The 13,062-nt window shown below is 71.3% G+C and carries 8 protein-coding genes; 2 read left to right on the plus strand and 6 right to left on the minus strand.

What is annotated here, in order from left to right; translation table 11 throughout:
• Window positions 1-274: 274 nt before the first annotated feature.
• Complete coding sequence (locus tag F1615_RS29855; RefSeq protein ID WP_149552164.1) at window positions 275-1,996, plus strand: carbohydrate-binding module family 20 domain-containing protein; 1,722 nt, start codon at window positions 275-277, stop codon at window positions 1,994-1,996.
• 270 nt (window positions 1,997-2,266) lie between these two features.
• Here F1615_RS29855 and F1615_RS29860 read toward each other — a convergent pair whose 3' ends face one another.
• From F1615_RS29860 to F1615_RS29885, 6 genes are all read right to left on the minus strand, one after another.
• The gene (locus tag F1615_RS29860) at window positions 2,267-3,241 is read right to left on the minus strand and encodes a tyrosinase family protein (RefSeq protein WP_149552165.1); all 975 of its coding nucleotides are present in this window, start codon (window positions 3,239-3,241) and stop codon (window positions 2,267-2,269) included.
• The gene (locus F1615_RS29865; protein ID WP_149552166.1) at window positions 3,241-3,627 is read right to left on the minus strand and encodes a hypothetical protein; all 387 of its coding nucleotides are present in this window, start codon (window positions 3,625-3,627) and stop codon (window positions 3,241-3,243) included. Before F1615_RS29865 ends, F1615_RS29860 begins: the two co-directional genes overlap by 1 nt.
• Window positions 3,628-4,018: 391 nt before the next feature.
• A complete protein-coding gene (locus F1615_RS29870) occupies window positions 4,019-4,774 on the minus strand; it encodes a VC0807 family protein (protein ID WP_149552167.1) in 756 nt (251 codons plus the stop codon).
• Window positions 4,775-4,825: 51 nt separating this feature from the next.
• Window positions 4,826-5,446, minus strand: coding sequence for a TetR/AcrR family transcriptional regulator (locus F1615_RS29875; protein ID WP_149552168.1), 621 nt, complete (start codon window positions 5,444-5,446; stop codon window positions 4,826-4,828).
• A 100-nt stretch (window positions 5,447-5,546) separates the two neighbouring features.
• Complete coding sequence (locus tag F1615_RS29880; RefSeq protein WP_244328898.1) at window positions 5,547-6,542, minus strand: Gfo/Idh/MocA family protein; 996 nt, start codon at window positions 6,540-6,542, stop codon at window positions 5,547-5,549.
• Window positions 6,539-7,918 carry an NDP-hexose 2,3-dehydratase family protein gene (locus F1615_RS29885; RefSeq protein WP_149552169.1) on the minus strand — a complete coding sequence of 460 codons (1,380 nt, stop codon included), beginning with the start codon at window positions 7,916-7,918 and terminating at the stop codon, window positions 6,539-6,541. Before F1615_RS29885 ends, F1615_RS29880 begins: the two co-directional genes overlap by 4 nt.
• Before the next feature lie 363 nt (window positions 7,919-8,281).
• Here F1615_RS29885 and F1615_RS29890 point away from each other — a divergent pair.
• On the plus strand, window positions 8,282-13,062 hold a 4,781-nt coding region (locus tag F1615_RS29890; protein WP_167533897.1), incomplete at its 3' end, for a type I polyketide synthase.

Here is a 13,062-nt window from a genome sequence, read left to right on the forward strand (position 1 = left end):
GTTACCGGCGCGGAACGCGGCCGTAAAGGGGTCCCGCTTCAACTTTCTGCCCTGCCGCCCGTGAACCGGATCCTTCTGCAGATGGGGTGACGTGACGTCATGGACCGCTGACGGAGGGGGCGTCGGAGGGGTTGACCGTGGTGGAACGCTGCCCTTACGGTCACGACCGCAACATCTTGCAGTCATCTTTCTGCAATGCGTTGCAAGGGTGGGCCGACTCCCCAGTCATCCATGGCCGACACCCGGGACACCGCACCCTCACACGGGAGACTCCATGCAGCGGAGTACCAGCAGAGCGCGCAGAACCACCGCAGCGGCACTCGCCCTCACCGCGGGCGTGGCCGGCGGACTCCTCGCCACCGCGGCACCGGCTCAGGCCGCCCCGCCCGGCGACAAGGACGTCACCGCGGTGATGTTCGAGTGGAAGTTCGACTCGGTGGCCAAGGCGTGCACCGACACCCTCGGTCCGGCCGGCTACGGCTTCGTCCAGGTCTCCCCGCCGCAGGAGCACATCCAGGGCGCGCAGTGGTGGACCTCCTACCAGCCGGTGAGCTACCGGATCGCGGGCCGGCTCGGTGACCGCGGACAGTTCAAGAGCATGGTAGACACGTGTCACGCGGCGGGTGTGAAGGTGATCGCCGACTCGGTCATCAACCACATGTCGGCGGGAAGCGGCACCGGGACCGGCGGTTCGTCGTACACCAAGTACACCTATCCCGGTGTCTACTCGTCCGACGACTTCGACAACTGCACCTCGCAGATCAACGACTACCGCAACCGCTTCAACGTCCAGGAGTGCGAGCTGGTCGGGCTCGCGGACCTGGACACGGGCGAGGACTACGTCCGTGGGAAGATCGCCGGCTACCTCGACGACCTGCTGTCCCTCGGCGTCGACGGCTTCCGCATCGACGCGGCCAAGCACATGGCGGCCGCCGATCTGGCCGACATCAAGTCCCGGCTCAGTGACCCGGACGTGTACTGGAAGCACGAGGCCATCCACGGCGCCGGTGAGGCCGTGTCCCCGAGCGAGTACCTCGGCAGCGGTGACGTCCAGGAGTTCCGCTACGGACGCGACCTCAAGAGGATCTTCACCGGCGAGAACCTCGCGTATCTGAAGAACGTCGGCGAGGCCTGGGGCTACATGCCCTCGGACAAGTCCAACGTCTTCGTCACCAACCACGACACCGAGCGCAACGGCGAGACCCTCAGCTACAGGGACGGCGCCGCCTACACCCTGGCCCATGTGTTCATGCTGGCCTGGCCGTACGGCAACCCCGACGTCCACTCCGGCTACGCGTACACCGACCGCGACGCCGGCCCGCCGAACGGCGGCCAGGTGAACGCCTGTCACAGCGACGGCTGGACGTGCCAGCACGACTGGCGCGAGATCTCCTCCATGGTCGGCTTCCGCAACACCGCCCGCGGCCAGTCCGTGACCGACTGGTGGGACAACGGCGGTGACCGGATAGCCTTCGGACGCGGCTCCAGGGCCTACGTCGCCATCAACCACGAAGGCTCCTCGCTGACGCGCACCTTCCAGACCTCGCTGCCCGCCGGCGACTACTGCGACGTCCAGTCGGGCAAGGGCGTCACCGTCGACGGATCCGGCCGGTTCACCGCCACCCTGGGCGCGCACACGGCCCTGGCCCTGCACGTCAACGCCCGGAACTGCAACGGGGGCACCGATCCCGACCCCGACCCGGTGACGACCGGCGTGTCCTTCGCCGTCAACGCCACCACCACCTGGGGCCAGAACATCTACGTGACCGGCAACCGGCCGGAACTCGGCAACTGGAACCCGGGCAGCGCCCTCAAGCTGGACCCGGCCGCCTACCCGGTGTGGAAACTGGACGTGGAACTCCCCGAAGGCACGTCCTTCGAGTACAAGTACATCCGCAAGGACGCCTCCGGGAACGTCACCTGGGAAAGCGGCGCCAACCGCACCGCGACCACCACCTCCACGAGGACCACCCTCAACGACACCTGGCGCGACTGACCGGACGGGCCCCGCTTCCTCGTGGGGCCCGTCACCGCGTTCATCGGGAGAGCGAGCCCGGAACGCGCGACACCCTCCCCGCCGCGCACCGGCGACCTGTGCGGTCCCGCCGCGCAGCCGAGTGCCCCGGTGAGGGACGGATTCACCGCTCGACGCGCTGATCAATCGGCTGAGCTGCCACCGGGTGGGCCGGGATGGTCCGGCCCGGTCGCCGAAACCGTCCCCAGGACCGAAGGGAAGCAGTCGCCGCCGGTGGTCCGGAACGCCGGTTCAGGGGACGACGTCGTAGGTGAACAGGGCCGTGTTGTCGAGAGTCGTCCGTGGAGTGGCACCGGCGCCCAGGGGCGAGATCAGGGGGTCGTCGATCCGATGGCCCAGCAGGTCCGCCGACTCCGCCATCGAGGGCAGGTACGTCCGCCCGTGACGGTTCATCCAGCCCTCCCACAGCCGGTCGACATTGGCGTGGTGCAGGTAGAAGACCGGATCGTTGGGTGACGAGGCCGGCGCCATGTCCCCGCCGATCCAGCGGTGCACCTGGTTGTGCAGCCCCGTCCCGGTGAATCCCTCCAGCCGGCTGCGGAATCCGCGGGAGTTCGCGAGCCAGGGAGCGAAGTCGTAGGTGGCGAGATCGGGGTCGCCGAACGGTGCCGGCAGCGTGTTGAACGCGGCGCCCACGTCCAGGGCGTTCGGAAGGGTGGGGGATCCACTGGCGAAGGCGCGGCGCAGGCCCCGGTCCGTCTGGCGCAGGTTGACGTTCGGCCCCGAATCCAGCCGAACCCGGAAGCCGTTCGGGTCAGCGGGGTTGAACGCGAAGGGCCCGTCGCTCACCGGGTCGCCCTGGCCGCCCATGAAGTCCGGCTTCCAGATCAGCGCGGTCTCGGGGGCGGGCAGTGACCCGTCGATCGACCAGTCCCAGTAGGGGAGTCCGAAGCCGGGATCGCCGAGCACTCTTTGGAGGTGCGCCTCGAGAAGACTGAGCATGAACCGGTGCCACGGGAGGAAGACCGGACCCCGGTGCGCGGCGTTGCGGATGTCGGTGTCCCCGTTCGGCGGGACGGGAGTCATCATCGCCTTGTAGTGCCAGATGACGAACAGGTCGTAGGTGCGCACCGGTGTGGGCGGCCCCGGAATGCCGAAGGCGGTGGTCTTCAGCGTCGAGTCCTCCCGCTTGAGGCGCAGGACACCCTCGATGAAGGCGTCCCGGACGGCGGGGTTCGTGATGATGTTCCTGCGTACGACGGCCATCAGGAGCCTCCCTCGTCGCCCGTCCGGTGCACGTGGTGCGGCAGGTTACGGTCGTGGACGTCGTCGGCGGGGCGGACGCCGCCCGGGAAGTCGTCGGGGAAGTTGCCGATCAGTGCCCGAATGGTCTCCGTCGCGGACAGGAACTCGTAGGTGGGCAGGGCGTGGCTGTGGACCTGGCCGTCGTCCGACACGACGAGCGGAGCGTTGAGCGGCGCGCCGTCCACCGTGACCTCGTACGTCGTCCTGATCATGATGTGGTGCCCCTGGAACACGTCGTGGCGGACGCTCGTCAGGGGGCCGTGGTGGTGCGGTGGTTCGGGCAACGCCGACAGGTAGTTGCCCAGCGTCGCCGGGTCGGCGGCCGCGGCCAGTTCCTCGGGGGTCACAGGAGGCCCTCCTGAGCTCGAAGGGGTGTCGGAGTCGGGATACAGGTCCTTCCTCTGCTGAGAGTCTCGGAGCGAGCCGGTCCGGCCGCACGCCGAGCACGGCCGAACAGGTGCCCCGCGTGCGACCGGCCGGGCGGGAGCCGGGTGGCCGGGGCTCACTGCGGCGATCGTCACGGAGACCGTCGGCAGCCCTTGCGTACGCCGAACCCGGCCGTTCGTGTCTCAGCTCTCGGCTCGGTGTGCCGGCGTGTCGCCTGGGCCGGTGTGCCTCCGGTCGGCGGCGAAGAAGGCCGGTGTGCCGGAGGCTCCGCCGGCCTCGGCTCTGGCTGCGTCGCCCCCGGCGTCATCCAGCTCATGAGGGAGTGCGACCGGGGCGCCGGGCGGCGCCGGGTCAGTCGCTCGTTTCCGGCTGCCGGGCGGCCGGGGCGAACAGGCGCCGGCCCCGTCCCCGCTCCCCGAAGATCTTGGTCAGGGTGTGCGTCCGGAACAGGACGATCTGCGTGATCACCTGGAGGAGGATCCACGACGCCGCGTACAGCACGCCGTCCAGCGCGGGGACGGCGTCGACGGGGAGGGTGTACGCCATGACCACCCGCAGCAGCGCGTCGCACAGCAGGCCGACGCCCCACAGCGTGGTCAGGCCACGCCACACGCGGCGGAAGGCGGCGTCCGACTCCCACAACTGCTCCAGCTTCGCCGACCGTCCCGGCAGGAGGGTGCGCAGTGCCTGGTAGGTGAAGGGGCGCGCGGTGAACAGGGTGATCAGCAGCCAGACGCCGGCCAGGGCGGTGAACAGGCCGTTGCGGGCCAGGGCGATGCGCGGATCCGAGGTCAGCAGTGAGGCCAGGGCGCTCACCACCAGCAGGGCGACGGTGAAGACGCCGATGGAGTCCAGTTTGCGGTGGCGCACCCCGGTGTGGAGCGTGTGCAGCGCGGGCGCGGAACCGCTGAGCAGCAGGGCGGCCATCTCGCCGACGCCGGCCGCGCGGAGCGCGTAGTAGAGCCCGACGGGCAGCACGATGTCGCAGACGACGGTGATCACGAAGGCCCAGCGCGAGGCAGGGCGTTCGGACGCGGCGGGGGGAGTCGTCGTGGGGTGTGCCGGGGAGGGTGCAGTGGGCTCGGAGCGGGGTGTGGGGGAGGTCATGCGGTGTGCTCCCGGAGTGAGGGACGGACGGCGTGCCGTCCGGAGCCGGTGCTACGCGGCCTGAGTGCAGCGATCGAACATGTCGGCCAGTTCGCGGGCGCACCGGTCGAGGTCCATCGCCACGTCGCACAGATGGTGGCCCAGGACACTGTCGATGGCGCCGCGCATGGCCAGAGCCATGGTGAAACAGTCGAAACTCGCGAACTCCCCCGCTCTGTGGCCCTGTTCGAGCAGCGCGACGAGCCGGTCCACCGACATGATGCTGTGCTCGATGGTGTCGAGCCCGTCGATCTGCTGGTCCCGGACCATCCTGGTGATCTCGATGAGTGCCTGTGTGTGGACCGGATACCGGGCGACGAAGTCGAAAACCGACGCGATGTACGCACTGAGCTTGCCGCGACAGGTGTGCTCGCCATCCATGCGCGCGCCCGCGATTTCTTCGGCCTTCTCGACAATGGTGTGGGCGACTTCCGCGAACAGCTCGGGTTTTCCGGAGAAATGGTACGAGATCATCCCGGTGCTGCTGAGCTGGGCCTGCCGCGAGATTCTCGTGAACGACGTCTTCGCATATCCGCATTCGGCGAGCGTTTCGATCGCCGCCTGAACTATCTGTGCCCGCCGTGCGTTCTGCGTGAAGGTCCGGTTGTTCGGATTGGCTGTCCTGGCCATCATGGCCTCAGATTAGCCGGATCATGATCGGGTTTTTCCTAAAGTCCGAGAGTCCCTGGCCACGTGGGGATACGTCCCTGTTCACCTCGCGGCCCCCTGTCCGTCAGCGCACCTCGACCCGTCTCGCCGTCGCGCGGACGGCGTCCACGAGCTCCAGCACGGCGACGGATTCGGAATGCGGACCGGTGGCGTCTCCGCCCCTGTGCACGGCATCGGCGAACTCCTCCAGCAGCAGCCTCAACTGGTCGGCGGCGGGAAGCGTCAGCCGCTCCTCGCGGTCCTGTTCCTCCAGGACCAGCAGCGGCTGGTGCGTGGGCGGCGGGGTGAACGCGCGCGTCACGGTCAGCCGCGCCCGGTCGCCCCACAGCGTGTACGTCGACGCGTAGGCGTGCTCGAAACCGAAGGCCAGCTCGGCCAGCACCCCCGACGGCGAGGCGAGCAGCACCTGCCCCGACAGGTCGAGTCCGTCCGAGGCCCGGGTGCGCAGTGTCGCGCCGGCCACCTCAAGTCCCGGCCCGAGCATCAGTGCCGCGGCCCGCAGCGGGTAGACCCCGACGTCGAGCAGCGCGCCGCCGCCGAGGCGGACGTCGTAGCGGATGTCGTCTTCCGGCAGCGGCGGGATGCAGAACGCGGCCCGGAAGGACACCGGCCGTCCCAGCCGGCCTTCGGCCACCAGCTCCCGCACCCTCACGTGCTGCGGGTGGTGCGGGAACATGTAGTTCTCGCGCAGCGCCAGGCGCCGATCCGCCGCCAGGGCGCACAGGGAGCGTGCCTCCGCGGCGTCCGTACCGATCGGCTTCTCCACCAGCACGTGCTTGCCCGCGCGCAGGGCACGCTCGGCCCACGCGTGGTGCAGGGCCGTCGGGGTCGACACGTACACGGCGTCGATGTCGGGCCGTTCGAGCAGTGCCTCCGGGTCGTCCTCGGCCTCGCACCCGAAGTGCTCCGCGTACTGGGCGGCCTTCTTCGCCGTGCGCCCGGCGACGGCCACGAGGTCCCACTGCGGCATCCCCGTCACGCTGGGCAGGACGCGCCGCCCGGCGATCGACGACGTACCGATCGCTCCCAGCCGCAACGGCCGTGCCGCCGGCGCCGTCACAGCGACCTCAACCCGGCGATCAGGGTGCGTGCCTGCACGTTCAGATGATGGCTGTAGCGCAGGAGCTCGTCGACCTGACGCAGCGACACCCAGCGGAACTCGTCCGACACCAGAGGGATGCCGTCGTCGACCTCGATGATCACGTAGTGGCTCTGGGCGTTGAGGAACCGACCGCCCTCCTCCGACAGCAGCACGTCGTACACCGCCGCCTCGCGTCGTGCGCGCACCTCGTCCAGGTACGGCGGCCAAGCGTCGGGCGGGAGGTCCGCGTAGTTCCCGGCGGTGCACTGCACCGTCGGACCGAGCTCGACGACGGACAGGAACCCGGCCTCCGCGCGGGCCCGCAGCAGGACGTGCGGCACACCGTTCAGCCGCCGGACGAACAGCGCGGCCAGGCCCGTTCCGTGCGGCTCGAGGAGCGGCTGCGACCACGCCGCCACCTCGCGCCGCCCGGAGACGACGTCGACGGCCACGACGCTGAAGTGACGCCCGTTCACATGGGACACGGTGTACGGGTCGCGGTGCCAGTCCTTGGTCTCGTCGAGCCCGATCGGCGTCACGCTCACCTCGTGCTCGGCGCGGCGCCGGGTGATCCAGCTGCGGATCTCGGTGTCCGTGTGCAGGGACGCGGCCGGCCCGGTGACCTCCGCCCGCCAGTCCGGCAGACAGGACAGCACGGTACGGGCGTCCATGTTCACGACGTTGTCCTGCCGCAGCAGCATGTTGACCTGATTGAGCGTCAGCCAGGCGAAGTCGTCGTCGGCCTCCACCTCGGGGCCGACTCGCACGATCATGTTCCGGTTCCTCTTGCCCAGGAACCACGATCCCTGCTCCGACTGCAGCACGTCGGCCACCACCGAGCCCGGTTCGGGACGGCGGAAGCATTCCAGGTACTTCACGGCCGAACCGCCGTGCACCCGAAGGTAGTTGCTCTTGGTCGCCTGCACGGTCGGCGACAGCTGCATCCCGTTCACGTTGCCCGGTTCCGACTTCGCCTGCATCAGCAGGTGCGGGACTCCGTCGAAGTCCCGCACGGCGATGCCCAGGATCCCGATCTCGGGCTGGTCGATGACGGGCTGCTCCCACGCGGGAACCGGGCCGAAGTCCGAGCGGACCCGCAGTCCGTGCACCGCGAAGAAGCCGCCGCTCGCATGGCGCAGATCGCCGGTGCCCTGCTCGAACCGCCAGCCGTCCAGCTCCGCGAACGGTACCCGCTCCACCCGCTGCGGCTGGGCGCGGCGCCGGTCCGCCAGCCAAGCGGCGAGCTCCACTTCGCTCAGCACACCGCCGTCGACGGCCGCCGCCGACAAGGCCAGGGCCGCCCGTGTGCCGGCCTCCTCGCCGCGCGACGACGCGAGCGCGGTTGTCGGAGTCATGGATCTGCCCTTCTTTCGATTCGGGAACGCGACGTCGCACGCGACGCACCGGGACGGGCGCCACAGGACACGCCGCACGGAAAGGACACGCAACCGATCGCCGCCCTCTCAGCGTGCCCCGCCGAGTTCGAGCATTCGCCTAGACCGTCGCCCCTTGCGGCCGCTTCTCCCGCTGGCTACGATCCGCCGCCGCTTCCGGCCGGCGCCACGGAAGAACGCGCCGCCCGGCGTCCTCGCCGAAGCCCGCGACGTGCCTAGAGATTCCCCTAGAGCGTTTCCTCCGACCGCCGGACGGCTCCCGCCCGCGTGCGAATGTGTGAACCGCTCCCATCCCTCCCGCCCTCGGTATCTGGAGTGCCATCGATGAACGAGCCGGTGCCCACCGACGTCCGGAATGCCGCTCCGGGCCACGAGCCCGTGGCCGTGGTCGGCCTCGCGTGCCGGCTCCCGGGGGCCGACGACCCGGCCGCGTACTGGGACCTGCTCACCGAGGGCCGCAGCGCCGTCACCGACCTGCCCGGGGAACGGCGCACGGGCGTACCCGCCGACGGCTGGCCCACCCCGCACGGCGGCACCGCCCCCCTGCGCGGCGGATACGTCTCCGCCCCCGCCGACTTCGACGCCGCCTTCTTCGGCATCTCGCCCCGCGAGGCCGACGCCATGGACCCCCAGGCACGACTCGCCCTGGAACTCGGCTGGGAGGCCCTGGAACACGCGGGCATCCCCGCCGCCGACGCCCCGCGCGCCACCGCCGTCTTCCTCGGCGCCGACACCTGCGACTACGCCGACGTCGTCCGCGCCGCGGGACAGGGCCCGGGACACCACACCCTGACCGGCCTCAACCGGTCCCTCATCGCCAACCGGCTGTCCTACGCGCTCGGCGTCAGCGGCCCCAGCATGACCGTCGACAGCGCCCAGTCCTCCTCCCTGACCGCCGTGCAGCTGGCCTGCGACAGCCTGCGCAACGGCGACTGCGAACTCGCCCTCGCCGGCGGTGTCCACCTCAACCTCAGCCCCGAAAGCTCCCTCGCCGCAGCCCAGTTCGGCGCGCTCTCCCCGGACGGCGCCTGCCACACCTTCGACGCGCGCGCCAACGGCTACGTGCGCGGCGAGGGCGGCGGGCTCGTCGTACTGAAGCCGCTGTCCCGCGCCCTGGCCGACGGCGACCGCGTCCACGCCGTGATCCGCGGCGGCGCCCTCAACAACGACGGCACGGGCAGCAGCATCACCACTCCGGACGCCGACGCCCAGACGGCCGTCCTGCGCGACGCCGTCCGGCGCGCCGGGACCGACCCGGCCGACATCGGCTACGTCGAACTCCACGGCACCGGAACACGCGTCGGCGACCCCGTGGAGGCCACCGCGCTCGGCGCCGTCCTCGGCACCGCCGAGGGCCGGCGCGCCCCGCTCGCCGTCGGCTCCGTGAAGACCAACATCGGCCACCTCGAAGGCGCCGCCGGCATCGCCGGACTCCTCAAGACGGTCCTGTGCCTGTCGCACCGCCGACTCGTGCCCAGCCTCAACCACAGCGAGCCCCACCCCGCCATCGACCTCGACCGCCTCGGCCTGCGCGTCCAGCGCGAGACCACCCCCTGGATCCCGGACACCCCCGGCACCCCGCTGCGCGCCGGTGTCTCCTCCTTCGGCATGGGCGGCACCAACGCCCACCTCGTCCTCGAGGAGCCCCCCGCCACCGGCGGAAACCCGCAACGCCGGCACCGGACCGCCCCCGCCACCGTGCCCTGGCTGCTGTCCGCCGCCGACCCCGACGCGCTCCGCGCCCAGGCCGCCCGCCTGGCCGCACACGTCCGCGCCACCGGGGACGACCCCGTCGACACCGCGTGGTCCCTGCTCACCACCCGCACCCCCCTCGCACACCGGGCCCTGGCCGTGGGAGCCGACACCGCCGCTCTGCTCGGCGGCATCACCACCGCCGTTCCGAGCGGTCCGGTCGCCGGAGACATCCACCGGCCCGTGTTCGTCTTCCCCGGCCAGGGCAGCCAGTGGGCGGGCATGGCCGCCGAACTCCTCACCACCGCCCCCGTCTTCGCCACCCGCCTCACCGAGTGCGGCGACGCCCTCGCCCCGCACGTCGACTGGGACCTCGCAGCCGTACTGCGCGGCGACCGGGATGCCCCGTCCCTGGACCGCTCCGACGTCGTCCAGCCCGTCCTGTGGGCCGTCATGGTCTCCCTCGCCGCCCTGTGGCAGTCGCACGGCATCCGGCCCGCCGCCGTCGTCGGACACTCCCAGGGGGAGATCGCCGCCGCCTGTGTGGCGGGCGCCCTCAGCCTGGAGGACGCCGCCCTCGTCGTCGCCCTGCGCAGCAAGATCCTCGTCCCCCTGGAAGGCCGCAGCGGCATGGTCTCCCTCGCCCTCGCCGAGGACGACGCGCGCGGCTTCGTCGCACGATGGGGCGACCGTGTCACCGTCGCCGCACTCAACGGTCCCACCTCCACCGTCGTCTCCGCCGACACGGAAACCGTCACCGACATCCTCGCCACCGCCGAGCGCGAGGACGTCCGCGCCCGCCGCGTCGGCATCGACTACGCCTCCCACTCTCCGCACGTCGAAGCCGTCCGCGAGGAGATGCTCCGCCTCCTCGCCCCCGTCGTCCCGCGCCGGCCCGAGGTGCCCTTCCTCTCCACCGTCACCGGCGACTGGCTCGACGCCCCGGCCACCGACGCCTCCTACTGGTACGACAACCTCCGCAACCCCGTCCTCCTCGAACCGGCCGTCCGCGCCCTGACCCACGCCGGCCACGGCGCCTTCGTCGAGGTCAGCCCGCACCCCGTCCTCACCGGCCCGGTACAGGAGACCGTCGAGTCCGCCGCGGGCACCCGGCAGGCCGTCGTCACCGGCACCCTGCGCCGCGACCAGGGCGGCCCCGCCCGGTTCCAGACCTCCCTGGGAACCCTGTGGACCAGGGGCGCCGACGTGGACTGGACCCCCGTCTTCACGGATCTCGCCCCCCGCCGGGTCCCCCTGCCCACCTACGCCTTCCAGCGCCGCCGCCACTGGATCACCGCAACCCCCGGCCCGGCCCCGGCCGGCACCACCACGGACCCGGCGGCACCGCCCACCGGGACCGCCCCCGACACGACCGACACGACCGGCACGACTGGCACGACCGACGCCGTGCTCGACCACGACGACGCGCTGCGCCTGGTCCGCGAGTCCACCGCGGTCGTCCTCGGCTACACCGACCCGGCCCTGGTCGACCCACAGCGGACCTTCAAGGAACTCGGCGCCGACTCCGTCACCGCCGTCGAACTGCGCGACCGGATCAACACTCTCTCCCGGGTCCCGCTCCCCGTGACCGCCGTCTACGAGTACCCGACGCCCGAACGCCTCGCCGCCCACCTCGCCGCCCCCTCGGTCACCGACGCGGCGGTCCCCGCGGCCCGTCACGACTCCGGTGACGAGCCGATCGCCATCGTGTCGATGGGCTGCCGCTTCCCCGGAGAAGTGCGCACCCCGGAGGACCTGTGGCGCCTGGTCCGCGAGGAGACCGACGCCGTCTCCGCGTTCCCCACCGACCGCGGCTGGGACCTCGGCACCCTCTACGACGCCGACCCCGACCGAAGTGGCACCACCTACGTCCGCGAAGGCGGATTCCTGCACGACGCGGCCGAGTTCGACGCCGGGTTCTTCGGCATCTCGCCGCGCGAGGCGACGGCGATGGACCCGCAGCAGCGACTGCTCCTCGAGACCACCTGGGAGGCCGTCGAACGGGCGGGCCTCGACCCGCGCGACCTGAGCGCCAGCGCCACCGGCGTCTTCGTCGGTGCCACCGCACCCGAGTACGGACCACGCCTGCACGAAGCCGGAGAAGGTGTCGAGGGCCACGTCCTCACCGGCACCACGGCGAGCGTGGCATCGGGGCGCATCGCCTACGCGCTGGGGCTGGAGGGCCCGGCGGTGACGGTCGACACGGCCTGTTCCTCGTCGCTGGTCGCCCTGCACCTCGCCGTCCGCGCCCTGCGCACCGGCGAATGCTCGCTGGCCGTCGCCGCCGGTGCCACCGTGATGTCCAGCCCGGGCATGTTCGTCGAGTTCGGCCGCCAGCGCGGACTGGCCGCCGACGGCCGCTGCAAGCCCTTCGCCGCCGGCGCGGACGGTACCAACTGGGCTGAGGGAGTGGGCGTCCTGTTGCTGGAGCGTCTGTCGGACGCCGAGGCGAACGGGCATCAGGTGCTCGCTGTGGTGCGGGGTTCGGCGATCAATCAGGACGGTGCGTCGAACGGTCTGACGGCTCCCAACGGTCTGTCGCAGCAGCGGGTCATTCGCGCCGCTTTGGCGGATGCGGGGTTGGCTGCCGGTGATGTGGATGTGGTGGAGGCGCACGGTACGGGAACGCGGCTGGGTGATCCGATCGAGGCGCAGGCGTTGCTGGCCACGTACGGGCAGGAGCGGGAGGGCGACCGGCCGTTGTGGCTGGGGTCGGTGAAGTCCAACATCGGGCACACGCAGGCGGCAGCCGGCGTCGCGGGCGTCATCAAGATGGTGCAGGCGATGCGGAACGGCACCCTGCCCAAGTCGCTCAGGGCGGATGAGCCGTCGCCGCTCGTGGACTGGTCGTCGGGTTCGGTGGAGCTGCTGGCGCGGGCCCGGACGTGGGAGGAGCACGCGGGTCGCCCGCGTCGGGCCGGGGTGTCGTCCTTCGGTATCAGCGGCACCAACGCCCACGTCATCCTGGAAGCCGCGGCAGCGGCCGACCCCCCGGCCGTCGACAGGCCCGCTGGTGACGTCACCCTTCCCTGGCTCGTCTCGGCCCGGACTCCGGCCGCGCTCGCGGAACAGGAAACACGGCTGGTGGAGTTCACCGCCGACGCCGACCTCCTCGACTCGGTGGATGTGGCCTGGTCGTTGTGGCGGACGCGGTCGGCGTTCGAGTGCCGGTCGGTGATGGTGGCCGGGGAACCGGTGGTGTCCGGTTCGGTGCTGGCTGCCGCTTCCTCTCCGGTGTTCGTGTTTCCGGGGCAGGGGGCGCAGTGGGTGGGGATGGCGGTGGAGCTTCTTGATGGCTCGCCGGTGTTCGCGGCTCGGTTCGCCGAGTGTGCTGAGGCGCTGGGTGAGTTCGTGGGCTGGTCGCTGGTGGACGTGGTGCGGGGTGTGGAGGGTGCGCCGGGGTTGGACCGGGT

This window comes from Streptomyces marokkonensis, from assembly GCF_008312835.1.
In the GTDB taxonomy this organism is placed as follows: domain Bacteria; phylum Actinomycetota; class Actinomycetes; order Streptomycetales; family Streptomycetaceae; genus Streptomyces; species Streptomyces marokkonensis_A.